The sequence below is a fragment of the Pseudomonas sp. GW821-FHT05D12 genome (genome assembly GCF_059419825.1).
This window is the reverse complement of the sequence record NZ_JBWKSN010000009.1, coordinates 255,134-279,835: the sequence shown is the minus strand read 5'-3', so window position 1 is coordinate 279,835 and position 24,702 is coordinate 255,134. Positions and strand designations below refer to the sequence as shown.

The window sequence follows — 24,702 nt, the reverse complement described above, 5'->3', positions numbered from 1 at the left end:
CTTGGGTTCACACATCAACATGTGGGAGCCGGGCTTGCCCGCGATGGCAGCGCCTGGGTCTAAAGCGAAGCCAGCTCGGTTTGCGTTTCCACAGCTTTTGCAGCAGTCAGTTGGCGCATTTGCTCACACCCCCACAACACGCGCTCCGGCGTCGCCGGCGCATCGATCTGCGGCTGATGGCGATAGTCACCCAGGCTCGCCACGGCGTCCTTGATCGCACACCACGAAGCAATCCCGAGCATGAACGGCGGCTCGCCCACGGCCTTGGAATGGAACACCGTGTCTTCCGGGTTCTTGCGGTTTTCCACCAGCTTCACGCGCAGGTCCAGCGGCATGTCGGCGACGGCCGGGATCTTGTAGCTGGCCGGGCCGTTGGTCATCAGCTTGCCCTTGTTGTTCCACACCAGCTCCTCCATGGTCAGCCAGCCCATGCCCTGGATAAAGCCGCCTTCGACCTGGCCGATGTCGATGGCCGGGTTCAGCGAGGCGCCCACGTCGTGGAGGATGTCGGTGCGCAGCATCTTGTACTCGCCAGTCAGGGTGTCGACGATCACTTCGCAGCACGCCGCGCCGAACGCGAAGTAGTAGAACGGCCGACCGCGCGCCTGGCTGCGGTCGTAGAAGATTTTCGGGGTCTTGTAGAAACCGGTGCTCGACAGCGACACCTGGGCGAAATACGCCTGTTGGATCAGCGCCTCAAAGGTCAGGATCTGGTCACGCACGCGCACATGGCCGTTGTGGAATTCCACGTCCGCTTCGCTCACGTCGTACTTGCGCGCGGCGAATTCCACCAGGCGTTGCTTGATGGTTTCGGCGGCGTTCTGCGCGGCCTTGCCGTTCAGGTCGGCACCGCTGGAGGCGGCGGTCGGCGAGGTGTTGGGCACTTTGTCGGTGTTGGTGGCGGTGATCTGCACACGGTCGATTTCGACCTGGAACACTTCGGCCACCACTTGCGCGACCTTGGTGTTCAAGCCCTGGCCCATTTCGGTGCCGCCGTGGTTGAGGTGGATGCTGCCGTCGGTGTAGATATGGATCAACGCACCGGCCTGGTTGAGGAAGCTTGCGGTAAACGAAATACCGAACTTGACCGGGGTCAGCGCCAGGCCTTTTTTCAGGATCGGGCTGTGGGCGTTGTACAGGCGAATCGCTTCGCGGCGCTCGGCGTATTGGCTGCTGGCCTCAAGCTCGGCGGTCATCTCTTCGAGCATGTTGTGCTCGACGGTCTGGTAGTAATGCGTGACGTTGCGCTCGGTCTTGCCGTAGTAGTTGGCCTTGCGCACGGCCAGCGGGTCCAGCGCCAGGTGACGGGCGATGGCGTCCATCACTTCCTCGATGGCGACCATCCCTTGCGGACCGCCGAAACCGCGATAGGCGGTGTTGGACGCGGTGTTGGTCTTGCAGCGATGGCCGTTGACCGTGGCATCGCCCAGGTAATACGAGTTGTCGGCGTGGAACATCGCGCGGTCGACGATCGAGTTCGACAGGTCCGGCGAGCAACCGCAGTTACCTGCCAGTTCCAGGTTGATCCCGTGCAGGCGTCCGCTGTCGTCGAAGCCCACGTCGTATTCGATATAGAACGGGTGGCGCTTGCCGGTCATCAGCATGTCTTCGACGCGCGGCAGGCGCATCTTGGTCGGCTGGCCGGTGAGGCGCGCGACTACGGCACACAGGCATGCCGGGCTGGCGGCCTGGGTTTCCTTGCCGCCGAAACCGCCACCCATGCGGCGCATGTCGACGACGATTTTGTTCATCGACACGTCGAGCACTTCGGCCACCAGTTTCTGTACTTCGGTGGGGTTCTGCGTGGAGCAGTAGACGATCATGCCGCCGTCTTCGGTGGGCATCACCGAGGAGATCTGGGTTTCCAGGTAGAAGTGTTCCTGGCCGCCGATATGCAGGGTGCCCTGGATGCGGTTTTTGGCGGTCGCCAGGGCGCCCGTCGAATCACCGCGCTGGTGGGTGTGGCTGTCGAGCACGAAATGTTTTTTGCGAAAGGCTTCGACCACGTCCAGCACCGGTTCGAGGTCCTCGTATTCGATCACCGCCGCCATCGCCGCCTGGCGGGCGGTCTCCAGGTCACGCGCGGCCACGGCGAGTACCACCTGGCCGACGAACTGCACGGTGTCGATAGCCAGCAACGGGTCGCCGGGCATCAGCGGGCCGATGTCCTTCAGGCCGGGCACGTCTTCATGGGTGATGACTATGCGCACGCCGTCGAAGGCGTAGCAGGGCGCTGTATCGATGCTGACGATGCGGGCGTGGGCGCGGTCGGACATGCGTGCATACAGGTGCAACTGGTTGGGGAATTCCAGGCGGTCATCGATGTACTGCGCTTCACCGCTGACGTGCTTGGCGGCGCTGTCATGCTTGACGCTGCGGCCGACCCCGGAGGTGAGGTCCTGGGCAAACAGCTCGGCGAGTTCGGCCTGGGTTTTGACCACGACGTGATGGTTAGACATAAGCGGTCACCCGAGTCTCGATATGCGGCGTTTGCAGTTCGATGAAGTATTTGCGCAACAGGTTCTGGGCGCTGAGCAGGCGGTATTCCTTGCTGGCGCGAAAGTCCGACAGCGGGGTGAAATCCTCGGCCAGGGCGGCGCAGGCTTTCTCCACCGTGGCGGCATTCCAGGTCGCGCCGACCAACGCGGCTTCGCAGCTTTTCGCGCGTTTGGGCGTGGCGGCCATGCCCCCGAAGGCGGCACGTGCTTGGCTGATCACGCCGTTGTCGATCTTCAGATTGAAGGCGGCGCAGACGGCGGAAATATCATCGTCCAGGCGCTTGGACACCTTGTACGCGCGAAACAGTGCGTGGCCCTTGGGCACGATGATTTTCTCGATGAACTCACTGTCCTGGCGGGCGGTGACGCGGTAGTCGATGAAATAATCTTCCAGCGCCAGCGTGCGGCGCACATCGCCTTTGCACAACACGATCTGCGCGCCCAGCGCGATCAGCAGCGGCGGCGAATCACCAATCGGCGAGGCGTTGCCGATATTGCCGCCGAGGGTGCCCTGGTTGCGGATCTGCAACGAGGCGAAGCGGTGCAGCAGGTCGCCGAAATCCGGGTATTCGTGGTGCAGCGCGTTGTAGCAGTCGGAGAGGGCGGTGGCGGCGCCGATTTCCAGGCGATCGTCGAAGTCTTCGATGCGCTTCATCTCTTCGATGTTGCCAACGTAGATCATCACCGGCAGCGTGCGGTGGAACTGCGTGACTTCCAGGGCCAGGTCGGTGCCGCCGGCCAGCAGGCGGGCTTGCGGGTAGGCGTCGTAGAGGTCGGCCAGGTCGGCGACGGTCAGGGGCACCAGGCAGCGTTTGTCGCCACTGTTGAGTTCGCCGGTCTGCGTCGGCGCGATGGCTTTGAGGCGGGCGATGGTCTCGGCCTGGCGGCTGTCGAACTGGTCCACCGGCTTGTTGCAGCAGGCCTGTTCGGCGGCGGCCAGAATCGGCCGATAGCCGGTGCAGCGGCACAGATTGCCGGCCAGCGCTTCATGGGCTTTCTGGCTGTCGGGCGCGTCGCTGTTTTTTTGCAGCGCGAACAGCGACATCACAAAGCCCGGGGTGCAAAAGCCGCATTGCGAACCGTGGCACTCCACCATGGCTTTTTGCACGCTGTGCAGTTGGCCTTGATGCTTGAGGTCTTCGACGCTGATCAGTTGTTTGCCGTGCAGGGACGAGACAAAGGTCAGGCACGAGTTGAGGCTGCGATAGCGAATCTGCTCGGCACCCTGGGCATCGCGGTGCAACTCGCCGACCACCACCGTGCACGCACCGCAGTCGCCGCTGGCGCAGCCTTCCTTGGTGCCGGATTTGCCCAGGTGCTCACGCAGGTAGTTGAGCACGGTCAGGTTGGGGTCCAGGGCGTGCTCGCTACGGAGTTCCTGGTTAAGTAAAAACTGGATCACGGAAGGCCTCGCAGACTCATTATTGTTGTTAACCGCTTTGCGCCGAATCTAGTCATGTCTGACTTTTCGGTCAACGATTTTCTGACCATAAGGTCAAGAAATTGCGATCACAACACTTTCAATTATGGTCCAGTCTTCTGAAACCGGCGTTTTATGGGGCTTTTGCCTTTTCAGCGCTGCTTATTTCGTGCCAAATTCGCGCTTGTGGGCCCAGCGCCATCAGCCAGCATTTGCGCTACACTGCCGCGCTTGTACCGATAGAAGATTTTGAAGGGAAAACATGACGTTCAAGGCGCCGGACAGTCTCGCCGAGCAAATCGCTCACCACCTCGCCGAACGTATCATTCGCGGCGATCTCAAGCCTGGGGAACGGATCCAGGAACAGAAAGTCACGCTGGCGCTCAATGTCAGCCGTGGTTCCGTGCGTGAAGCCCTGCTGATCCTCGAGCGTCGCCACCTGATCGCGATCCTGCCGCGCCGGGGCGCCCACGTCACCGAACTCACTGCACACAAGGTCCAGAGCCTGTGCACACTGATGGGCGAGCTGTACATCCTGCTCGGCAATGCAGTGGCCCAGGGCTGGCAGGTGCAGGCCGACATGGCGCCGTTCCTGCAGATCCAGCAACGCCTGATCGCCAGCTTCGAGCGCCAGGACATCCGCGCCTTCGTCGAAGAAAGCTTCAACGTGATGCGCGCCGCGTACCCCTTTGCCAACAACCCGTATCTGCAGGAAACCGTCGAGAACCTGCAGCCGGCGATGAACCGCGCCTATTACCTGGCGCTGGATCAACGCAAGGCCTCCATGAGTGAATACCTCGTGCTGTTCGAGCAATTGCTCGCCGCGGTACTCGCCCGTGACCTGGCGCAGATTCGCCTGGTGCTGTCGGCCTACGGCCAGCGCAGTTGCTCGTTGGTCATCGCTGCGTTGGCGGACGCCTAAGCGTGCGGCTCAAGTGCATCAAACTGGCGGGGTTCAAATCCTTCGTCGACCCGACCACGGTGAACTTCCCCAGTAACATGGCGGCGGTGGTCGGGCCCAATGGCTGCGGCAAGTCGAACATCATCGACGCCGTACGCTGGGTGATGGGCGAGAGCTCGGCCAAGAACCTGCGTGGCGAGTCGATGACCGACGTCATCTTCAACGGCTCCACCAGCCGCAAGCCGGTGAGCCAGGCCAGCATCGAACTGGTGTTCGATAACTCCGATGGCACCCTGATCGGCGAGTACGCGGCCTACGCGGAAATCTCGATCCGCCGCAAAGTGACGCGCGACAGCCAGAACAGCTACTTCCTCAACGGCACCAAGTGCCGTCGCCGCGACATTACCGACATCTTCCTCGGCACCGGCCTGGGCCCGCGCAGCTACTCGATCATCGAGCAGGGCATGATCTCCAAGCTGATCGAAGCCAAGCCCGAAGACCTGCGCAACTTTATCGAAGAGGCGGCCGGCATCTCCAAGTACAAGGAGCGCCGCCGCGAGACCGAAAACCGTATTCGCCGCACCCACGAGAACCTCGCCCGCCTGACCGACCTGCGCGAAGAGCTGGAGCGCCAGTTGGAGCGCCTGCACCGCCAGGCCCAGGCGGCCGAGAAGTATCAGGAATACAAGGGCGAGGAGCGTCAGCTCAAGGCGCAACTCTCGGCCCTGCGCTGGCAGGCGCTGAATGATCAGGTCGGCCAGCGCGAAGCGATCATCGGCACCCAGGAAATCAGCTTCGAAGCGCTGGTGGCCGAGCAGCGCAATGCCGATGCGAGCATCGAGCGCCTGCGTGATGGCCACCATGACCTGTCCGAGCGCTTCAATCTGGTGCAGGGGCGCTTCTACTCGGTGGGGGGCGACATTGCACGCGTCGAGCAGAGCATCCAGCACGGCCAGCAGCGTCTGCGCCAATTGCAGGACGATCTGAAGGAAGCAGAACGCGCGCGCCTGGAGACCGAATCGCACCTGGGTCATGACCGCACGTTGCTGCTGACCCTCGGCGAAGAGCTGGACATGCTCACCCCCGAGCAGGAAATCACCAACGCCGCCGCCGAAGAAGCTGCCGCCGCGCTGGAAGACTCCGAAACCACCATGCACGGCTGGCAGGAGCAGTGGGATACGTTCAACCTGCAATCCGCCGAGCCGCGCCGTCAGGCAGAGGTGCAGCAGTCGCGCATCCAGCAGCTGGAAACCAGCATGGAGCGCCTGGCCGAGCGCCAGCGTCGCCTGCAGGAAGAGCGCGTGCTGCTCGCCGCCGATCCGGAAGACGCGGCGATCATGGAGCTCAGCGAACAACTCGCCGAAAGCGAGATGACCCTCGAAGAGCTGGAAGCCAGCGAAGAGCAACAAGTGGAGCGCCTGGAGCAATTGCGCCAGCAACTGCAGCAGGCGACCCAGGCCCAGCAGCAGGCCCAGGGCGATTTGCAGCGGCTCAACGGCCGGCTCGCCTCGCTCGAAGCCTTGCAGCAGGCCGCGCTGGACCCAGGCACCGGCACCGCCGAGTGGCTGCGCGACCAGCATCTGGCCGAGCGCCCGCGCCTGGCCGAGGGCTTGAAGGTCGAAGCCGGTTGGGAGCTGGCGGTGGAAACCGTGCTCGGTGCCGACCTGCAGGCGGTGCTGGTAGATGATTTTGGCGGTTTCGACCTGGCCGGGTTTGCCCAGGGTGACCTGCGCCTGCTCAGCCCCGCCGCCGATGGCACACGGGTGCCAGGCAGTTTGCTGGATAAGGTCGAGGCCGCGATTGATCTGTCGCCGTGGCTGGGGCAGGTCAAGCCGGTTGAATCCCTTGAGCAGGCCTTGGCGCAGCGCGGTCAACTGGCGGCCGGCGAAAGCCTGATCAGCCGCGACGGCTATTGGGTTGGCCGGCATTTTCTGCGTGTGCGCCGCGCCAGTGAAGCGGAAAGCGGCGTATTGGCCCGTGGCCAGGAAATCGTCAACCTGATCGCCGAGCGGGAAGAGCGCGAGGCCACCCTGGAAAGCCTCGAGACCGAACTGCAAACCCTGCGCGCCACCCAGCGCCAGCAAGAGACCGGCCGCGAACACCTGCGCCGGCTGTTGCAGGACGAAGCGCGCCAGCAGGGCGAATTGAAAGCCCAGCTGTCGGCGAGCAAGGCCAAGGTCGAACAATTGACCCTGCGCCGCACCCGTCTTGACGAAGAAGTCGCCGAGATGGGCGAGCAGCGCGCCCTCGAACACGAACAGATCGGCGAAGCGCGCCTGCAACTGCAGGAAGCCCTCGACAGCATGGCGCTGGACACCGAACAGCGCGAACTGCTGCTGGCCCAGCGCGACAGCCTGCGCGAGCGCCTCGACCGCGTCCGCCAGGAAGCCCGGCAGCACAAAGATCACGCGCATCAATTGGCGGTGCGCCTCGGCTCGCTGCGCGCCCAGCACGCGTCGACGGCCCAGGCCCTTGAGCGCCTGGAGATGCAGTCCGAACGCCTCACCGAAAAGCGCGAGCAACTGAGCCTCAACCTCGAAGAGGGCGAAGCGCCGCTGGAAGAGTTGCGGCTCAAGCTGGAAGAGTTGCTCGACAAGCGCATGACCGTCGACGAAGAGCTCAAGACCGCGCAGATCGCCCTCGAAGACGCCGACCGCGAACTGCGCGACGCCGAAAAGCGCCGGACCCAGGCCGAGCAGCAATCCCAACTGATTCGCGGCCAGCTCGAACAACAGCGCATGGAATGGCAAGCCCTGACCGTGCGCCGCAAGACCCTGCAAGACCAATTGCTCGAGGACGGCTACGACCTGCACGGCGTGCTCAACACCCTGACCGCCCAGGCCAACGAAAAAGAAGCCGAAGAGGAACTTGAACGCATTGCCGCGCGTATCCAGCGACTCGGCGCGATCAACCTCGCGGCCATCGACGAATACCAGCAACAGTCCGAGCGCAAACGTTATCTGGATGCCCAGGATGCCGACCTGGTCGAAGCCCTGGACACTCTGGAAAACGTGATCCGCAAGATCGACAAGGAAACCCGTAATCGCTTCAAAGATACCTTTGATCAGATTAATGGCGGTTTACAGGCGTTATTCCCGAAAGTTTTCGGTGGTGGCAGCGCTTACTTGGAACTGACGGGCGAAGATCTACTCGATACAGGGGTAACGATCATGGCGCGGCCACCGGGCAAGAAGAACAGCACCATCCATTTGTTGTCCGGCGGCGAGAAAGCCCTGACCGCATTGGCCCTGGTATTTGCCATCTTCAAGTTGAATCCGGCGCCGTTCTGCATGCTCGATGAAGTTGACGCCCCGCTGGATGACGCTAACGTTGGACGTTACGCACGACTGGTCAAGGAAATGTCCCAGACGGTGCAGTTCATCTATATCACCCACAACAAGATCGCCATGGAAATGGCCGATCAGTTGATGGGCGTGACGATGCACGAACCCGGTTGTTCGCGATTGGTCGCGGTGGATGTGGAAGAGGCGATGGCGATGGTGGACGCCTAGCGGCGAGTTGCTAGTTGTCAGCGGCTGGCGGCAAGTACTTGAGGCTTGAGGCTTGAGGCTTGAGGCTTATAGCGTGCAGTTTGTAGCTCACAGTTGGCGTCGGGTGTAAGAGGTCGATCAGCGTGTCGAAAGATGGCAAATCGACACATTTCGCGCCAACTGTGTAAAGTTATCTTTGGTCGTGCTAGTTTAATGTCAATTTTTCGTATGCGTGGGCAAAACGTCAGTCAGAACATAGAGTTGGCGCCACGTTTTAAAGCGGTTTGCACGGTGCTAAACCCCTTATTTTTCAGCATTTTTTATTAGAGGCACGGGATTACATGGAAATCGGTCTGCGCGAGTGGCTGATCGTCATCGGCATTATTGTCATTGCCGGTATTCTTTTTGATGGCTGGCGCCGCATGCGCGGTGGCAAGGGCAAGCTCAAATTCCGTCTGGATCGCAACCTGTCCAACTTGCCCGACGACGACGGCGGCGCCGAGCTGCTGGGGCCGCCCCGTGTGCTGGATACCCATAAAGAACCGCAGCTGGACGAGCATGACTTGCCGTCGATGAGCGCGCCGGTGCGTGAAGCCCGCGAGCCGTCCTCCAAGCGTGGCAAGCGCGCCAACCCTGCCGTGGCCGAGCCACATCAGGGCGACCTCAACCTGGATGTGGACGAAGGCCCGAGCTTCAGCAGCCGCGACGACGACTTCCCGGACGAAAACGTGGGCAAGAATGCCCCGCGCCAATCGGTCAACGATCAGCCGGCCGCCGAAGAAGTGCTGGTGATCAGCGTGATCTGCCGCGACGCCGCTGGCTTCAAGGGGCCGGCGCTGCTGCAGAACATCCTCGAAAGCGGCCTGCGTTTCGGCGAGATGGACATCTTCCACCGTCACGAAAGCATGGCCGGCAACGGCGAAGTGCTGTTCTCCATGGCCAATGCGGTCAAGCCGGGCACTTTCGACCTGGATGATATCGACCTGTTCAGCACGCCGGCCGTGAGCTTCTTCCTCGGCCTGCCGGGTCCGCGTCACCCCAAACAGGCGTTCGATGTGATGGTGGCCGCCGCCCGCAAGCTGTCCCAGGAACTCAACGGCGAGCTCAAGGACGACCAGCGCAGCGTCCTGACCGCCCAGACCATCGAACACTACCGTCAGCGCATCGTCGAGTTCGAGCGTCGTGCACTGACACAGAAACGCTGAGGATTGGTCCTCAGCGTTGTCAGTAGAATAAGCGCACTAACATATTGAGCAGCTTCGGCTGCTCTTTTGCTTTCTGAGAGAACACCCATGACCGCCGCCCCTACCCGCATCCTCGAACTGCGCGCTGAACTGGATCAGCACAACTACCGCTACCACGTCCTCGACGAGCCGAGCATTCCGGACGCCGAATACGACCGGCTGTTCCACGAACTCAAGGCCCTGGAGGCCGAGCACCCGGAGCTGGTCACGCGTGATTCACCGACGCAGCGGGTCGGCAGCGCGGCACTCTCGGCCTTTACCCAGGTGCGCCACGAAATTCCGATGCTCAGCCTGGGCAACGCCTTCGATGAAACCACCATGCTCGAATTCGATCGGCGGGTCACCGAAGGGCTCGACCTGCCGGTGGGCGATCTGTTTGGGGGCGGCGCGGCGGTGGAGTACAGCTGCGAGCCGAAGCTGGACGGGCTGGCGGTCGGCCTGCTGTACCAGGATGGCGAGTTGGTGCGCGGCGCCACGCGCGGCGACGGTACGACCGGCGAGGACATCAGCGTCAACGTGCGCACCGTGCGCAATATCCCGCTGAAACTGCACGGCAGCGGCTGGCCGGCGACGCTCGAAGTGCGCGGTGAAGTGTTCATGTCCAAGGCCGGTTTCGAACGGCTCAATGCCTCGCAGCTGGAAGTCGGCGGCAAGACCTTCGCCAACCCGCGCAACGCCGCGGCCGGCAGCCTGCGCCAGCTGGACTCGAAGATCACCGCCAGCCGCCCGCTGGAATTCTGCTGCTATGGCATTGGCCAGGTGACGGCGGATATAAGCGACACCCATATCGGCAACCTCAAGCAGTTGCAGAAATGGGGCATGCCCATCAGCCATGAGTTGAAACTGGCCAAGGGTATCCAGGAATGCCTGGCGTACTACCACGACATTGGTGAGCGGCGTAACAGCCTGGCGTACGAAATCGACGGTGTGGTGTTCAAGGTCAACAGCATTGCTGCCCAGCGTGAACTGGGCTTTCGCGCGCGTGAGCCGCGATGGGCGATCGCGCATAAATTCCCGGCCATGGAAGAGCTGACCGAGTTGCTCGATGTGGAATTCCAGGTCGGCCGCACCGGCGCCGTGACCCCGGTGGCGCGCTTGAAACCGGTCAAGGTTGCGGGCGTCACTGTGTCCAACGCCACTCTGCACAACATGGACGAGGTTGCGCGCCTGGGCCTGATGATCGGTGACACAGTGATCATCCGCCGCGCCGGTGACGTGATTCCGCAGGTGGTCTCGGTGGTACCCGAGCGCCGCCCTGAAAACGCCCGCGCGGTGCAGATCCCCGAGAGTTGCCCGGTGTGTGGCTCGCATGTGGAGCGCACGCAGCTGGTCAAGCGCAGCAAGGGCAAGGAAACCGTCAGCGAAGGCGCGGTGTACCGCTGCGTTGGGCGCCTGGCCTGTGGGGCGCAGCTCAAGCAGGCGATTATCCATTTTGTCTCGCGCCGCGCCATGGACATCGACGGTCTGGGCGACAAGACCATCGAGCAATTGGTGGATGAAAAACTCATCGGTTCGCCGGCCGACCTCTACAAGCTCAAATACGAGCAGATCATCGACCTGGAAGGCTTTGCCGATATCTCCAGCAAGAAGCTGATCACTGCTATCGAAAACAGCAAGTCGCCGACCCTGGCGCGCTTTATCTACGCGCTGGGCATTCCCGACGTGGGCGAGGAGACCGCCAAGGTGCTGGCACGCTCGCTGGCGTCCCTTGAGCGGGTGCAGAAGGCCTTGCCGGAAGTGCTGACGTACTTGCCGGACGTCGGCCTGGAAGTGGCGCACGAGATCCACAGCTTCTTCGAGGACAGCCACAACCAGGACGTGATCGGCGCGCTGCTGTCGCCGGATGAGTGCGGCCTGCAACTGCAGGATCAAGGCGAGCTGAGCGCCGAGTTCGCCGCCAGCACCACGCTGGGTGGTCTGCTAGACAAGCTGCATGTGCCGAGTGTGGGCCCGGGCGCCGCGCAGAAACTCGCGGACAAGTTCGGCAGCCTCGAAGGCGTGATCAAGGCCGACTGGCTCGACATGCGCCAGGCGCTGCCCGAGAAGCAGGCCAAGGCGGTGCGCGAGTTCTTCGACAACGAAGACAACGCCAGCCGCGCCCTGGCCATCGAGCAGCAGCTCAAGGACTTCGGCATGCACTGGCAGAGCGAGAAAAAGGTGGTCGAAGGCTTGCCCGAAGCGGGGCACACCTGGGTGCTCACCGGCTCCCTGGAGCTGATGAGCCGTGACGTGGCCAAGGACAAGCTCGAAAGCCTGGGCGCCAAGGTCGCCGGGTCCGTGTCGGCGAAAACCCACTGCGTGGTGGCAGGGCCAGGCGCCGGATCGAAACTGGCCAAGGCCAGCGAGCTGGGCCTGAAGGTCCTGGACGAAGAGGCCTTTGTAGCCTTCCTGGCCAAGCACAACATCACTGTCGACTGACACCTCTCCACTGCAGGAGCCCGGCTTGCCGGCGGTAGCGCCTTCACGTGCGCCATCGCCGGCAAGCCGGGCTCCTGCAGGATATGGTTATATTTTCGGAACGTTCTTCGGCGCGAATTGATCTAGTCTTCGTCACCCAGGGAGAGACCGCCATGTTCCGCTACTTCGAGCAACTCAGTTCGCGCATCGCCGCGCCGTTCATGCCGGGCTCATCGCGCGATAGCAAGGTGTGGCAATGCCGTTGCGGGCAATCGCTGTTCTTTCGCAACAGTCAGTGCCTGGCCTGCCAGGCCGTGCTCGGCTACCAGCCGCGGCAAAGCCGCTTGTCCTCCCTGCAACCCGGCCCCGTCGCCGGCACGTGGCTACAGGATGACAACCTTGACGCCGGCGCCTTCCGCCGCTGCGCCAACCTCGACACGCCGGCTGCCTGCAACTGGCTGATCCCTGCCCACAGCACCGCGCCACTGTGCGTGGCCTGCAGCCTCAACCGCACCATCCCCGACCTTTCCATCGCGGAAAATCCCGAGCGCTGGCGCAAGGTCGAGACCGCCAAGCGCCGACTGGTGGCGCAATTGATCAGCCTCGGCCTGCGCGTGGTGCCCAAGAGTGAGGATGAGGACAACGGCCTGGCCTTCGACTTCGTCGGCATCGACCTGGAAGGCAATGCGCCGATGACCGGGCATGCCAACGGCCTGATCACCCTCGACATCAAGGAAGCCGACGACGCCCACCGCGAGAAAATCCGCGTGCAGATGCGTGAGCCGTATCGCACGCTGCTCGGCCATTTTCGCCACGAGGTCGGCCATTATTATTGGGATCGCCTGATTGCCAATAGCCACTGGCTGGAGCCTTTTCGCCACCTGTTCGGCGACGAACGCGCCAGTTACGCGGATGCCCTCGACCAGCACTACCAGAACGGCCCGCGCCCCGACTGGCAGCAAACCTGCGTCAGTGCCTACGCCACCATGCATCCCTGGGAAGACTGGGCCGAAACCTGGGCTCACTACCTGCACATGATGGACGCCGTCGACACCGCCTTGGGCTTCGGCATGAGCGCCCGCGAGATGGACCTGGATTATCAGCCATTCCCGCTCTCCACCCTGTACGACCCCGAGCATCCCGGCGGTGTTGCGTTCCTGTCGTTCGTCAACGCCTGGATCGAACTAGCCGGCATGCTCAACGAACTGTCGCGCAGCATGGGGCAGCCGGATTTCTATCCCTTCGTGTTACCCCCCGCGGTGATCGCCAAGCTGCACTTCATTCACCTGGTCATCCAGGAAGAGGGCGGCCGCGCTGACGACGCGGTGATCCTGTAGGCGCCGGCAAGCCAGCTCCTGCGGGCGGACACAAGTGCTTGAACCATCGAATATTTTTAATCCGGCACCAACGGTTGTAACTTCCGATGAGATCGGTACAATGGCGCGGCTTGCCGAGAGGCGAGCGTCGTTATGGTGACCCCATCGGTCCCCCCGCAACGATTACCCGTGAACCTGGTCAGAGCCGGAAGGCAGCAGCCACAGCGGGAACATTGTGTGCCGGGGTGTGGCTGGTGGGGTTGCCTCCATAACGCTCTTGCGCAACCCCCCTCAAAAATCCTTTCAGTTCCAATCGCCATTGGCGAATCGATGTCTGCTGCGCGCTTTATGGCCGATACAGTGGAAAGGCCTTGAACGTCGGCACCAATTCCGCGCCCATCTTTTGCGTGCTCTCTACCGGGTCATCCGGCGTGGGAATATTCCGGGCGAAGTGAAAGATGATGATCTGGTCGGTGGCGCTGTCCTTGTAGTACTTGAAGAAGCTGATTTCAGAGAACTGCCCATCCTTGCGCAGTGACTTGGGGAAGAACAGCATCAGGTACAAGACCCCGGTCCTGTTGTCCGTCGTCAGGATCGCCGGCATGTTCGGGTTTTCCTGCTGGTGGAGTTGCACGGTGCGTTTGCCCAGGTCGAGCGGCTCGAAGCGGTTCTGATCGCGTGGGACGACGGTGAAGTCGAGCATTTCACTCCAGGCATCGACGCTTTCCTGCGGCGGGAAAAACTCCCACAGCCCCGGTTTGCGGAATTTGAGTACAAACGTCTTGCCGGCGAACTGCACCGACTGCGTGTCGGCGATGGAGGGACGTGACAGGTCGGGGGGCGGCGCGGAAGCGCAGCCGGCCAGCAGGGCTACGAGCGACACGATAAGCAGGGTAGCTTTCATTTCAATCCTTGAATGTTTTCAGGTACGAGCGTCATGCGCCCGTGACAGTAGCCGAATGCGCCGGCAAATACCTCGCTTAATGGTCATTGCACGGTTTAACGGCACCCTGGTGAGGGCTCTTTCACAGGTTTTAATACTCACTCTGGACAACCCAAAACCACCTTGCTAGTTTGCGCCGGCTACTTGTTTCAGATTATGACAAGGGCACGCAATGATATTGAAGTGCTATCACTTCTTTAACTCACAAGGATGTCTGTGATGAAAAGCCTGCAAGGGTTGCCCCGTCTTATCAGTGCTTCGGTAGGTGCTCCCGGTAAAGCCCGTAACTTGCCCGCCGATGTTCAGTGCATCCAGTATCTATTCAACTTGATCATTCCCAAGATGGGCTTTCCACTGGCCGAAAATGGCAAGTGTGACGGCCAGTTGGTGCAGTGCATCAGTCAGTATCAGTTTCGCCACCTTAAATATGCCCACCCCGATGGCGTGATCGACCCCACCGGCCGGACCTTCAACAGTCTGATCGAAGAGGCGGTGAAGGTGCCGGTCAAAGCCTTCCCGACCCTGCGCATCCCCAGCTTCTTGAATGCGTTCGGCAATAACCAGGGCGATGCCGTGCAGGCGACGGTCAATGTGTACCTGGACCGCGTTCGCGCGACGATCGAGGCCGAGCGGCGTAACCGGCAACTGATGATGCAGGCCACGTGCGACGGGGGCATGACGCTCAGCGATACAGACTTCCAGAACGCCGCCACGCAGTTGGGCAACGGTATTTCGGTGAATGTGATCAAGGCTTTCGCGACCATCGAGTCTGGCGGGCGCTTTGGGTTCGGGCCGGCCAAGTTGCCGATCATCGCCTTCGAAGGGCACCACTTTCGCAAGTACACCAATCATATCTACGACCAGGCGCACCCGCTGCTGTCTTACCGCTACAAGAGAAAAGCCGGGCCGCAGTGGCAGGTCAACAACAAGGACCAGGTCAAGGCCTGGGAAACCATGGCGACCGCCTTCGCCCTCGATCAGGAAGCGGCGTTGATGTCGGCGTCCTGGGGGATGTTTCAGGTCATGGGCTTCAACTTCGGATCGTGCGGTTACAAGACCGTGTTTGAATTCGTCGCGGCATTAAAGGTGAATGCCGGTAACCAACTTAAAGCGTACTTGAGTTTTTGCAGCAAGAGCCCGGCGCTGATGAAGGCAATGAAGGCCAAGGATTTTACCGCCATGGCCTACAACTATAACGGCGAGGACTACGGCAACTATGACGTCCTTATGAAAAAAGCCTACGAAGAATTTGAAAGGAAGAAATAAGATGATCCGTTTTCTTGCTGTCGGCGTGTTGTCATTGTGCGCGGTTGCCCCTGCGTTTGCTGGCACCCCTGCGTTGCATTCGGGCAAGTACGAGGGCCTGATGTTGGCAGTGACGCCTGACCATCAAGTCGAAGGTTTCTACGCCGAGGAACTGGGCGAGGGCGTGACCCGCAGTTGCGCGTTTTACCTGCAAGGCCAGCCCGGCGCACTGACCACCTGGCACGACGAAGCCTACCCCGGCAGCGTGGCCCCGTCGTCCGACGGCGTTACCCTGACGGTGGAGCAGGGCCGCCAGCATCCCGGCTGCATGAACGTGCTGATGCCGGAGATTGCCACCGGCCTGGAGCTGACCCGGACCGCCAGCAAAAACTGGATCGGCCTGGTCACGGTGGCCGCCGACAAGGCGTATTTGCAGAAAACCCCTGGCGCCAAGGCCGCCAAGCGCCCGTATATCGTCAAGGGTGATGTGGTGGGCGTGCTGGCCGTCAAGGATGGCTGGGCCCAGGTCGAGTTCATCAATGCCCAGGACCGTTCGTTCAGCGGCTGGATCAGCCAGGGCCAATACAGCCGTCTCGCGCCGCCGCGCTGAGACCTCCCGAACGCCGCTGCGTGCCTGGCACGCAGCGGCGTTTTTGTGTCCGGGTTTCAGGCCTTGTTGCGGTTGAACAACTTGCGCACCCCGGCGAGCAGCGCCACGACGCCGATCACCAGAAACTTCTTCGCCGCCAGCAGGAAGATGCCGATCTTGGCGAACAAGCCGGCCTTGGCGGCAATCCCGCCGGCTACCAATGCCGCGAGGCCGTAAGTGGCCAGCTTGTCGGTTTTCGGGTTGAAGTCGGTGTAGAGGTTGCCGTCGGTGAAGTTGGTGAAGGCCAGGACCTTGGGCATTTCCTGCTTGATCGTGGACAGGTCGGCCATCGCGGCGACGGCGTTGAGTTCCAGCACGCCTTCACGGCCCAGCACACGGATGCTGTAGTTGAGGGTGGTTTGCTCGGCGTCGTCGGCCTTCAGTTCGCGGGCCCAGTACATCTTGTGGGTGGTGTCGTCGTAGCGCGGCGGCTCGGCCCAGCCCAGCAGGTGCAGGCCCGCATAGCCTTGTTTCTGGCGTTCCTGGTTCTCGGCTTCGTCTTCTTCCTGCATTTGCTTGAGCAGGTCGGCGTAGTCGATTTTCGCCGCATCCTCGTCGGAAATGTGCCCGTCGGCCTTGTAGCTGACGATCACGCCCCAGCCGCGCTCCGACAGCGGGCTGACGGCTTTCGGCACGATCATGCCCAGGGTCTTGAAGCCCGGCGGGTTGCCCCAGCCATCGGTCAGCAGACGCTCGGTGTCAGCCGGGTCGAGATAGTAGAACTCGTCGTTGAGCTTGAGCGTGGCGATGCCGCTGGGCAGGCTGATGGTGCCGGTCTTTTGCTTGAGTGATGCAAGAAAGTGCTCAGCCGTTTCCGCGGGGGCGCTGGCTTCTACGGGGGCAGGTGGGGCGGCTGCGAAAGCGGGGGCGACAGGCAGGCTCAGGGCGGCCGCCGCCAGTAACAGGCGGAAGTAATTCATGGTAGTCCCTTACATTTTGAATTAATTTCGCGGGAGGATAATACGAAATAGCTGCTACGGGTTAGCCAAACGTCTCGCGCAGCAGCCCGGCGAAGGCGTCCCGTGCCAGGTGCCGCTGGGTGTCCTTATGCCAGAACAGCAGGTTGTCCACGGCCTGCAGTTCCTCGAATCGGTACGACGCCAACTGGTTGGCCTGCTCATAGCGGGCCAGGATGCCTTCGGGCGCGAGTGCCACGCCAATCCCGGCGCTGACGCAGCCGATGATCGTGCCCCAGCTGGCGTAACTGGCGATGGTCGGCTTGAAGTCATGGGGCTTGACCCAGTTTTCGAGTGCCGCGCGGTAGGGGCAGCCGGGTGGCCAGACCAGCAAGGTGCGCCCGGCCAGGTCCTGGGCGCTCTGGATGGGGGCGCTGGAGGCACTCGCGATCAGCACCAGGCGCTCGCTGTAGACCACGCTGTGTTCCAGCTTCGCGCGTTTATTGCCCGAGGCCACCAGTGCCACGTCCAGGCGGTGGTGCTGCAGGTCATCGAGCAGCTGGCCCCAGGCACCGGTCACCAGTTCCAGGCTGACCTCCGGGTAGCGTCGATGATATTCCGCCAGCAGCGGCGGCAAGCGGCCGCTGGCGCTGGACTCCACCGCCCCGATCCGCAAGGTCCCACGCGGGATGGCATTCGCGTCCACGGCGCGTTTGGACTCATCCACCAGGGCGAGGATGCGCTCGCAGTAATCGAGGAAGATCTCACCGGCCGCGCTGATCGCCAGCCCACGCCCGGCGCGGATGAACAGCGGGGTGCCCAGCTCGCTCTCCAGTTGCTTGATGCGCGTGGTGATATTGGACGGCACGCAGTGCAATTGCAGGGCGGCCTGGGCCACGCTGCCGGTTTGCGCCACGGCTCGCACCATTTTCAGTTGGGCCAGTTCCATCGCTCAGTTCCAGTGATTTCAGAAGTCAGAAACGGTTAATTGTCCTGCGCCTTGGCCGGGCCAAGACTGACGGCATTCCTTCTCAGTTCCGGACGCCGTCGATGAATACCCCATCACCCGTAAAGCTTACGCTAGTCATCGCCAGCGTCATCCTCTGTTGGGCCTATTCGCCGATTGGCGTGCACATGGGGCTGCACAGCTACAGCCCAGGCCAGTTGGCGCTGCTGCGGTTCTTGATTGCCTCGGTGTTCATGGGCGCTGTAGCCCTGGTGCTGGGCATCGGCCGGCCGCGCCTGCGGGATGTGCCGTGGTTGCTGGTGCTGGGGTTCTTCGGGGTGTTCCTGCACCACACCAGCCTCAATTATGGGCAGCAATGGGTGACGGCGGCAGCCTCCAGTGTGCTGGCGCAGTCGGCGCCATTGTTCAGCGTGCTGATCGCGTTTGTCTGTCTCAAGGAGCGGGTCAGCCTGTGGCGTTGGAGCTGCGTCTTGCTGGGATTGCTCGGCGTGCTGGTGGTGATCTGGGGTGATCAGGGCGTGAGCGATATCGACCCGCGAGGCTTGCTGATACTGCTCGCGGCAGTGTCTTGGAGCGTGTATTTCGCCATCCAGAAACACTATGCCCACCGCTACAGCCCGCTGACCATGGCGTGCTACATGGTGTGGGCCGGCACGCTGATGCTCTGCGTGAACCTGCCGGACCTGCCCGCCGCCGTGGCGCAGGCACCGTTGGCGGAAAACCTGGCGGTGCTGGTCCTGGGTATCTTCCCCAGCGCCCTGGCCTACCTGGCCTGGGGCTACGTGTTGAAGCATGTCGAGGTCAGCCGTGCGTCGGTGGCGATGTACCTGATTCCACCGGTCGCCATGGTGATGGCCGCGACGCTGCTGGGCGAGCACATTGCCGTGCAAGTGATGCTCGGCGCGGTGATCGTGCTGGCCAGTGTCGCGGCCATCAGCCTGGAAGGGCGCTGGCGCTCAGTCGTTCAGGCTGAACGCACGCAGGCGGTGGCCGTCGAGGTCCTGGGCGACAAAGGTGTAGCCGAAATCCACGGCGGTCGGTGATTGAATGATCGTCGCGCCACGTTCGACCCACACGTCGTGCAACGCGTCCACGGCGCCGGTGTCGGGCAGCGAGAAGCCCACTTCACCACCGCCGCCGGTCAACTGCGCTGCCGGCGCCACGGTATGACGCGACCACAGCCCGAGTTTCACGCCGTTGCCCAGAATGAACAGGGCAAACGTCGGGTTAAGCTCCACCGGCGGCTGGTCCAGCAGGCGGCTATAGAAGTTGGCGCTGGTGGCCGGGCTGTCAACGTACAGCAGGAAGTAATGAGCGACGGTGTGCATGCTGGCTCCTTGAGGACGGGCGTTTGAGTGGGGCCAGTCTATAAGGCGGTACTGTCAGTTCCTGTCAGGAGTGTGCAGGGGCTGCGCGCCTTCCCCGGTGTACAGCTGGATGATGTCATCGATCTCGCCCGACATCTTCATCCGCAGCAGCGTGCGCAGGATGCGCTGCACCGGCACGTCCGGGTCATTGCGCACGGTGCAGCCGAGGTTCTGCTCATCGATCACCGCGACCTTGTGCAGCTTTTGGCCGATCGGCATGCGCTGGTTGAAACGGTCGAGAATCCATTCGTTGATCACCGCAAACTTGAAGCGCCCGGCCACCAGTTTGTGCAGCACCTGTTCTTCGCTGCGCGCATCGTCGCGGGTGAGTTGGCCGCTGGCAAACAGCGGGTCGAGCGTGGCATAGCGATAGTTGAGCACCGTGCCGATCGATTGCGCCGGCAATTGCTTCACATGGACCGGTTGCGCGGGCACCTGGGTGCTGACCAGCAGGTTGCGCTGTACCATCAGCGGGATGCTCCAGGTGTAATCACCGGACAGGTTGTCGAACCAGGCCTGGGTGACATAACAGCGCACGTCGATCTCGCCGTGTTCCATGGCCGCCGAGATACGCGCCCGTGCCAGCACGTGGAACTGCGCCGGTCGGCCGACCTGGGTGGCCAGGCTCAACATCAAGTCATACAAAATCCCCTGGGTGGGCCGGCCGTCCTCCAGTTGCACCATGGGCATCGCCCAGCTGTCGGAAACCGAGAAGCGCAGCGGTGCGGGCGCCGCCAGGCTGGCCGAGGCAATCATCCATAAAGCGCCCAGGACTACGCGCATAGACTCTCCGGGTTCAGGCCTTTTCGGGGCCAATCAGCAGAGCTTAGTCAGATTAGACGAGCGTGCCGGATGCAATTTCCCCCTTGCTCCGCTAGCATTACCGGCTCCCGCTTCCCAGTTGCGACGGTTTTCGATGAGTTATCAGGTTCTTGCACGTAAATGGCGTCCGCGCTCGTTCCGCGAAATGGTCGGCCAGACCCATGTGCTCAAGGCTCTGATCAATGCCTTGGATAGCCAACGGCTGCACCACGCCTACCTGTTCACCGGTACTCGCGGGGTGGGCAAGACCACCATTGCGCGCATCATCGCCAAATGCCTGAACTGTGAAACCGGTATCACTTCCACGCCCTGTGGCACGTGTTCGGTGTGCCGGGAAATCGACGAAGGGCGTTTTGTCGACCTGATCGAGATCGACGCCGCGAGCCGCACCAAGGTCGAAGACACCCGCGAGCTGCTCGACAACGTGCAGTACGCGCCGAGCCGTGGTCGCTTCAAGGTCTACCTGATCGACGAAGTGCACATGCTTTCCAGCCACTCTTTCAACGCCCTGTTGAAGACGCTGGAAGAGCCGCCGCCCTACGTCAAGTTCATCCTGGCCACCACCGATCCGCAGAAACTCCCTGCAACGATTCTGTCGCGGTGCCTGCAGTTCTCGCTGAAAAACATGACCCCCGAGCGCGTGGTCGAGCATCTGACCCACGTGCTGGGCGTCGAGAACGTGCCGTTCGAAGACGACGCACTTTGGCTGCTCGGCCGTGCGGCGGACGGTTCGATGCGCGACGCCATGAGCCTCACCGACCAGGCCATCGCCTTTGGTGAAGGCAAGGTCATGGCCGCCGATGTGCGCGCCATGCTCGGTACCCTGGACCACGGCCAGGTGTTCGACGTGCTGCACGCGCTGATCGAAGGCGACGCCAAGGCGTTGCTCGAAGCTGTACGCCACTTGTCGGAGCAAGGCCCGGACTGGAACGGCGTGCTCTCGGAAATCCTCAATGTGCTCCACCGCGTCGCCATCGCCCAGGCGTTGCCGGAAGGTGTCGACAACGGCCATGGCGACCGCGACCGCGTGTTGGCCCTCGCCCAGGCGCTGCCGGCCGAAGACGTGCAGTTCTACTACCAGATGGGCCTGATCGGGCGCCGCGACCTGCCGCTGGCGCCGGACCCGCGAGGTGGCTTCGAGATGGTCATGCTGCGAATGCTGGCCTTCCGGCCCGCTGACTCGGCGGACGCACCGAGACAGCCGCTAAAGCCAGTGGGGATCAGCCAGGCCACAGTTGATTCCGCCAAACCAGTGGCTGGCGCGGCGGTGGTTGCGCCAGTGGTTGCTGCACCTGTTGCGCCGGCGCCTGAGCCTGCGCCCGTGGTGGCTGCGCCGGTGGTCATGCCGCCTCCGGTGGTCGAGCCCGAGCCTGCGCCTGTTGTCGACCTGCCCTGGAATGATCCGGTAGAGCCTGAAGTCGAGCCCGAACTGCAGCCTGCGGTGGAGCCCGTGCTGGAAACGGCCGGCGAGCAGCCGGAACTGACGCCGATGCCCACGCCGACCCCTGACAGCGTGGTGCCGGATGCGCCGGAGTGGGTCGCCGCGCCTGTGCCGGAACCGACCGTCGCTCAGGTCGAGGCCGCCGTTCCAGGGATCGACCTGGATGACGAGCCGCCGCTGGACGAAGACTACATCGAGCCGGACATGGATTCGGCCTACAGCTACCTGGACGACCTGGCCAGCGAGCACACTGCCGAGCCGGCCCCGGAGCCCGAGGCCGAGCCTGCTGCAGCGCCGGCCACCGGCCTGGCCCTGCAATGGCTGGAGCTGTTCCCGAAGTTGCCGATCTCCGGCATGACCGGCAGTATTGCCGCCAACTGCACCCTGATTTCCATCGAGGGCGACCACTGGCTGTTGCACCTGGACCCGGCCCACAGCGCCCTGTTCAACGCGACTCAGCAACGTCGCCTCAACGATGCCCTGAACCAGTACCATGAGCGCACGCTGACCGTCGCCATCGAGCTGATCAAGCCTGAGCAGGAAACTCCGGCCCAGGCCGCGACCCGCCGGCGCATCAACCGCCAGCGCGAAGCCGAGGACTCGATCCAGGCTGATCCGCTCATCCAGCAAATGATGCAACAGTTCGGCGCCGTGGTTCGCCACGATACAATTGAACCTGTCGAAGCCCCGGTGCCCCAGGCGTCCTGATACCGGGCTACTAAATTGATCCACGTACTTTGAGGTGATTCCCATGATGAAAGGTGGCATGGCCGGCCTGATGAAGCAGGCGCAGCAGATGCAGGAAAAGATGGCCAAGATGCAGGAAGAACTGGCCAACGCCGAAGTCACCGGTAAAGCCGGTGGCGATATGGTCAGCGTGGTGATGACCGGTCGTCACGACATCAAGCGCGTGAGCATCGACCCAAGCGTGTTGCCAGGCGTGGGTGAAGATGACCTGGAAATGCTCGAGGCGCTGTTCGCCGCGGCCGTCAACGACGCCGTGCGCAAGATCGAAGCCAACAGCCAGGACAAAATGTCCGGCGTGACCGCTGGCATGCAATTGCCACCGGGCATGAAGCTGCCGTTCTGATCGGCGAGCTTTAGCTAGACTCCAGTGCCAGGCCTCGTGCCTGGCATTTTTTTTGGGTGTGACGTCGGGTTGCCACGCTGCTGCGATGCACACGCGACGGGGCGATAGACGAAACATCGAACCGCAAGCGCTCTACCATGGTCTGCACCCTATACCGATGAATTCGATAAAGGAGCCCCCTGATGCCTCAAGAACCGATTCTTAACCAGCGCATCGTCCTGGTCTCACGCCCGCAGGGCGCCCCGACCCCGGAGAATTTCCGCCTGGAACGTGTGAACCTGCCGGAGTTGGCAGACGGCCAGGTTCTCCTGAAAACCCTGTACCTGTCCCTCGACCCCTACATGCGTGGCCGCATGAGCGATGCACCGTCCTACGCCGCGCCGGTGGAAATCGACGAGGTGATGACCGGTGGCGCTGTCAGCCGTGTCGAGCAGTCGCGTAATCCGAAATTTGAAGTGGGCGACCTCGTCGTCGGTTCCACCGGCTGGCAGAGCCACAGCATTTCCGATGGCCGCAACCTGATGCCGGTGCCCAAGGGCCTGGCCAGCCCGTCCATGGCCCTTGGAGTGCTGGGCATGCCGGGCATGACCGCGTACATGGGCCTCACGGACATCGGCCAGCCACAGGCCGGCGAAACTCTGGTGGTGGCGGCAGCGTCCGGCGCCGTGGGCTCGGTGGTGGGGCAGGTGGCCAAGCTCAAGGGCTTGCGTGTGGTAGGTGTGGCGGGAGGCGCGGACAAGTGCCGCTACGTGGTCGAGGAGTTGGGCTTTGACGCCTGCATTGACCACAAGAGCGCGGATTTTGCCAATGAGTTGGCCCTGGCGTGCTTCAAAGGCGTGGACATCTATTTCGAGAACGTCGGCGGCAAGGTGTTTGACGCGGTCGTGCCGCTGCTCAACCCCAAGGCGCGGATTCCGCTGTGTGGGCTGATTGCCGGTTATAACGCGCATGAACTGCCGAGTGGTCCTGACCGTCTGCCGGCGTTGCAGCGGACCTTGCTGACCAAGCGCGTGCGTATCCAGGGCTTTATCGTGTTCGACGACTACGGTGATCGCCATCCGGAGTTCATCAGTGCCATGGCGCCATGGGTGCGCGAGGGCAAAGTGAAATTTCGCGAAGACGTGGTCGATGGCCTGGAGCAGGCGCCCGAAGCGTTTATCGGTTTGCTGGAGGGACGCAACTTCGGCAAGTTGGTGGTACGTGTCGCGCAGGATTGAGGATTTGACGCTCATCCGGGGCGCGGGTATAAACCGCGTCTCGTTGTTTTGTCGGACCATTGCCCCATGAGCTTCAGCCCTCTGATTCGCCAACTGATCGACGCCCTGCGCACATTGCCGGGCGTTGGCCAGAAAACCGCCCAACGCATGGCGCTGCAGCTGCTGGAGCGTGACCGCAGCGGCGGCACCCGGCTGGCCCAGGCCCTGAGCCAGGCCATGACTGGCGTGGGCCATTGCCGCCAGTGCCGCACCCTCACTGAGGAAGAACTTTGCCCGCAATGCGCCGACCCGCGCCGCGACGACACCCTGTTGTGCGTGGTGGAAGGGCCGATGGATGTGTACGCGGTGGAACAGACCGGCTATCGCGGGCGCTACTTTGTGCTCAAGGGCCATCTGTCGCCGCTGGACGGCCTGGGCCCGGAGGCCATCGGCATTCCGCAACTGGTGGCGCGCATTGAAGAGCAGGGCACCTTTACCGAGGTGATCCTGGCCACCAACCCTACGGTGGAAGGTGAAGCGACGGCGCATTACATCGCGCAGCTGTTGACCAACAAAGGCCTGATCACCTCGCGCATCGCCCACGGCGTGCCGCTGGGTGGCGAGCTGGAGCTGGTGGATGGCGGGACGCTGGCTCACTCGTTCGCAGGTCGCAAGCCGATCGCGCTGTAAAAAACACCGCAGCTCAAAATGTGGGAGCGGGCTTGCTCGCGAAAGCGGTCTGTCAGTGCCAAATGCACTGACTGTTCCACTGCTTTCGCGAGCAAGCCCGCTCCCACAGTGGTTTTGTATTGTCAGCAG

Annotated in this window: 19 protein-coding genes and 1 other RNA gene; 13 read left to right on the top strand and 7 right to left on the bottom strand. The window is 62.4% G+C overall.

The window, feature by feature from the left end:
* Nucleotides 1-59 precede the first annotated feature (59 nt).
* Together xdhB and xdhA are read right to left on the bottom strand one after the other, a co-directional pair.
* Nucleotides 60-2,459, bottom strand: coding sequence for a xanthine dehydrogenase molybdopterin binding subunit (gene xdhB / locus AC07SI_RS18915; protein ID WP_065909552.1), 2,400 nt, complete (start codon nucleotides 2,457-2,459; stop codon nucleotides 60-62).
* Complete coding sequence (xdhA, locus tag AC07SI_RS18910) at nucleotides 2,452-3,900, bottom strand: xanthine dehydrogenase small subunit (RefSeq protein ID WP_495006259.1); 1,449 nt, start codon at nucleotides 3,898-3,900, stop codon at nucleotides 2,452-2,454. The genes xdhB and xdhA overlap by 8 nt, the downstream gene beginning before the upstream one ends.
* A gap of 280 nt (nucleotides 3,901-4,180) precedes the next feature.
* Between xdhA and AC07SI_RS18905 the strand changes: the two genes are divergently transcribed.
* The 6 genes from AC07SI_RS18905 to ffs all read left to right on the top strand — a co-directional run bounded on the left by AC07SI_RS18905 (nucleotide 4,181) and on the right by ffs (nucleotide 13,527).
* Entirely contained in the window at nucleotides 4,181-4,840 is a 660-nt protein-coding gene (locus tag AC07SI_RS18905) for a GntR family transcriptional regulator (RefSeq protein ID WP_120449447.1), read from the top strand.
* A gap of 2 nt (nucleotides 4,841-4,842) precedes the next feature.
* Complete coding sequence (gene smc, locus AC07SI_RS18900) at nucleotides 4,843-8,331, top strand: chromosome segregation protein SMC (RefSeq protein WP_065909557.1); 3,489 nt, start codon at nucleotides 4,843-4,845, stop codon at nucleotides 8,329-8,331.
* A gap of 320 nt (nucleotides 8,332-8,651) precedes the next feature.
* On the top strand, nucleotides 8,652-9,515 hold the full coding sequence (gene zipA / locus AC07SI_RS18895) for a cell division protein ZipA (RefSeq protein ID WP_065909559.1): 864 nt from the start codon (nucleotides 8,652-8,654) through the stop codon (nucleotides 9,513-9,515).
* 87 nt (nucleotides 9,516-9,602) lie between these two features.
* Nucleotides 9,603-11,972, top strand: coding sequence for an NAD-dependent DNA ligase LigA (gene ligA / locus AC07SI_RS18890; RefSeq protein ID WP_495006258.1), 2,370 nt, complete (start codon nucleotides 9,603-9,605; stop codon nucleotides 11,970-11,972).
* Nucleotides 11,973-12,124: 152 nt separating this feature from the next.
* Complete coding sequence (locus AC07SI_RS18885; RefSeq protein WP_495006257.1) at nucleotides 12,125-13,288, top strand: zinc-binding metallopeptidase family protein; 1,164 nt, start codon at nucleotides 12,125-12,127, stop codon at nucleotides 13,286-13,288.
* A gap of 142 nt (nucleotides 13,289-13,430) precedes the next feature.
* An RNA gene (ffs, locus tag AC07SI_RS18880) (signal recognition particle sRNA small type) lies at nucleotides 13,431-13,527 on the top strand.
* An 86-nt stretch (nucleotides 13,528-13,613) separates the two neighbouring features.
* On the opposite strand, the gene AC07SI_RS18875 is transcribed toward ffs, so the two are convergent.
* On the bottom strand, nucleotides 13,614-14,171 hold the full coding sequence (locus tag AC07SI_RS18875; protein WP_495006256.1) for an HI_0983 family protein: 558 nt from the start codon (nucleotides 14,169-14,171) through the stop codon (nucleotides 13,614-13,616).
* Between the two features lie 258 nt (nucleotides 14,172-14,429).
* Between AC07SI_RS18875 and AC07SI_RS18870 the strand changes: the two genes are divergently transcribed.
* Entirely contained in the window at nucleotides 14,430-15,476 is a 1,047-nt protein-coding gene (locus AC07SI_RS18870) for an N-acetylmuramidase family protein (RefSeq protein ID WP_065909567.1), read from the top strand.
* Nucleotide 15,477: 1 nt separating this feature from the next.
* Entirely contained in the window at nucleotides 15,478-16,065 is a 588-nt protein-coding gene (locus AC07SI_RS18865) for an SH3 domain-containing protein (RefSeq protein ID WP_106802975.1), read from the top strand.
* A gap of 56 nt (nucleotides 16,066-16,121) precedes the next feature.
* Here AC07SI_RS18865 and AC07SI_RS18860 read toward each other — a convergent pair whose 3' ends face one another.
* Nucleotides 16,122-17,024 (bottom strand): DUF2167 domain-containing protein, encoded by a 903-nt coding sequence (locus AC07SI_RS18860; protein WP_065909570.1) that lies wholly within the window; start codon nucleotides 17,022-17,024, stop codon nucleotides 16,122-16,124.
* Between the two features lie 61 nt (nucleotides 17,025-17,085).
* Entirely contained in the window at nucleotides 17,086-17,949 is an 864-nt protein-coding gene (locus tag AC07SI_RS18855; RefSeq protein WP_065909572.1) for a LysR family transcriptional regulator, read from the bottom strand.
* 101 nt (nucleotides 17,950-18,050) lie between these two features.
* Between AC07SI_RS18855 and AC07SI_RS18850 the strand changes: the two genes are divergently transcribed.
* The gene (locus AC07SI_RS18850; RefSeq protein WP_495006255.1) at nucleotides 18,051-19,010 is read left to right on the top strand and encodes a DMT family transporter; all 960 of its coding nucleotides are present in this window, start codon (nucleotides 18,051-18,053) and stop codon (nucleotides 19,008-19,010) included.
* Here AC07SI_RS18850 and AC07SI_RS18845 read toward each other — a convergent pair.
* A complete protein-coding gene (locus tag AC07SI_RS18845; RefSeq protein WP_065909579.1) occupies nucleotides 18,924-19,295 on the bottom strand; it encodes a VOC family protein in 372 nt (123 codons plus the stop codon). The genes AC07SI_RS18850 and AC07SI_RS18845 overlap by 87 nt on opposite strands.
* Before the next feature lie 54 nt (nucleotides 19,296-19,349).
* Nucleotides 19,350-20,117 carry a substrate-binding periplasmic protein gene (locus AC07SI_RS18840; RefSeq protein ID WP_065909580.1) on the bottom strand — a complete coding sequence of 256 codons (768 nt, stop codon included), beginning with the start codon at nucleotides 20,115-20,117 and terminating at the stop codon, nucleotides 19,350-19,352.
* 133 nt (nucleotides 20,118-20,250) lie between these two features.
* On the opposite strand from AC07SI_RS18840, the gene dnaX reads away from it, so the two are divergent.
* The 4 genes from dnaX to recR all read left to right on the top strand — a co-directional run bounded on the left by dnaX (nucleotide 20,251) and on the right by recR (nucleotide 24,573).
* On the top strand, nucleotides 20,251-22,305 hold the full coding sequence (dnaX, locus tag AC07SI_RS18835) for a DNA polymerase III subunit gamma/tau (protein ID WP_495006254.1): 2,055 nt from the start codon (nucleotides 20,251-20,253) through the stop codon (nucleotides 22,303-22,305).
* Nucleotides 22,306-22,348: 43 nt separating this feature from the next.
* Nucleotides 22,349-22,687, top strand: coding sequence for a YbaB/EbfC family nucleoid-associated protein (locus AC07SI_RS18830; protein WP_003193199.1), 339 nt, complete (start codon nucleotides 22,349-22,351; stop codon nucleotides 22,685-22,687).
* A 182-nt stretch (nucleotides 22,688-22,869) separates the two neighbouring features.
* Nucleotides 22,870-23,904, top strand: a complete 1,035-nt coding sequence (gene curA, locus AC07SI_RS18825; protein ID WP_065909583.1) for an NADPH-dependent curcumin/dihydrocurcumin reductase — start codon at nucleotides 22,870-22,872, stop codon at nucleotides 23,902-23,904.
* A gap of 66 nt (nucleotides 23,905-23,970) precedes the next feature.
* Nucleotides 23,971-24,573 carry a recombination mediator RecR gene (gene recR, locus AC07SI_RS18820; protein ID WP_015885312.1) on the top strand — a complete coding sequence of 201 codons (603 nt, stop codon included), beginning with the start codon at nucleotides 23,971-23,973 and terminating at the stop codon, nucleotides 24,571-24,573.
* Nucleotides 24,574-24,702: the final 129 nt, after the last annotated feature.

What these genes read in the sequence shown, in the direction of transcription:
- xdhB (WP_065909552.1), bottom strand. Translation starts at nt 2,459, where the DNA reads ATGTCTAACCATCACGTCGTGGTCAAAACCCAGGCCGAACTCGCCGAG.
- AC07SI_RS18905 (WP_120449447.1), top strand. Translation starts at nt 4,181, where the DNA reads ATGACGTTCAAGGCGCCGGACAGTCTCGCCGAGCAAATCGCTCACCAC.
- zipA (WP_065909559.1), top strand. Translation starts at nt 8,652, where the DNA reads ATGGAAATCGGTCTGCGCGAGTGGCTGATCGTCATCGGCATTATTGTC.
- ligA (WP_495006258.1), top strand. Translation starts at nt 9,603, where the DNA reads ATGACCGCCGCCCCTACCCGCATCCTCGAACTGCGCGCTGAACTGGAT.
- AC07SI_RS18885 (WP_495006257.1), top strand. Translation starts at nt 12,125, where the DNA reads ATGTTCCGCTACTTCGAGCAACTCAGTTCGCGCATCGCCGCGCCGTTC.
- AC07SI_RS18875 (WP_495006256.1), bottom strand. Translation starts at nt 14,171, where the DNA reads ATGAAAGCTACCCTGCTTATCGTGTCGCTCGTAGCCCTGCTGGCCGGC.
- AC07SI_RS18870 (WP_065909567.1), top strand. Translation starts at nt 14,430, where the DNA reads ATGAAAAGCCTGCAAGGGTTGCCCCGTCTTATCAGTGCTTCGGTAGGT.
- AC07SI_RS18865 (WP_106802975.1), top strand. Translation starts at nt 15,478, where the DNA reads ATGATCCGTTTTCTTGCTGTCGGCGTGTTGTCATTGTGCGCGGTTGCC.
- AC07SI_RS18860 (WP_065909570.1), bottom strand. Translation starts at nt 17,024, where the DNA reads ATGAATTACTTCCGCCTGTTACTGGCGGCGGCCGCCCTGAGCCTGCCT.
- AC07SI_RS18855 (WP_065909572.1), bottom strand. Translation starts at nt 17,949, where the DNA reads ATGGAACTGGCCCAACTGAAAATGGTGCGAGCCGTGGCGCAAACCGGC.
- AC07SI_RS18850 (WP_495006255.1), top strand. Translation starts at nt 18,051, where the DNA reads ATGAATACCCCATCACCCGTAAAGCTTACGCTAGTCATCGCCAGCGTC.
- AC07SI_RS18845 (WP_065909579.1), bottom strand. Translation starts at nt 19,295, where the DNA reads ATGCACACCGTCGCTCATTACTTCCTGCTGTACGTTGACAGCCCGGCC.
- AC07SI_RS18840 (WP_065909580.1), bottom strand. Translation starts at nt 20,117, where the DNA reads ATGCGCGTAGTCCTGGGCGCTTTATGGATGATTGCCTCGGCCAGCCTG.
- dnaX (WP_495006254.1), top strand. Translation starts at nt 20,251, where the DNA reads ATGAGTTATCAGGTTCTTGCACGTAAATGGCGTCCGCGCTCGTTCCGC.
- AC07SI_RS18830 (WP_003193199.1), top strand. Translation starts at nt 22,349, where the DNA reads ATGATGAAAGGTGGCATGGCCGGCCTGATGAAGCAGGCGCAGCAGATG.
- curA (WP_065909583.1), top strand. Translation starts at nt 22,870, where the DNA reads ATGCCTCAAGAACCGATTCTTAACCAGCGCATCGTCCTGGTCTCACGC.
- recR (WP_015885312.1), top strand. Translation starts at nt 23,971, where the DNA reads ATGAGCTTCAGCCCTCTGATTCGCCAACTGATCGACGCCCTGCGCACA.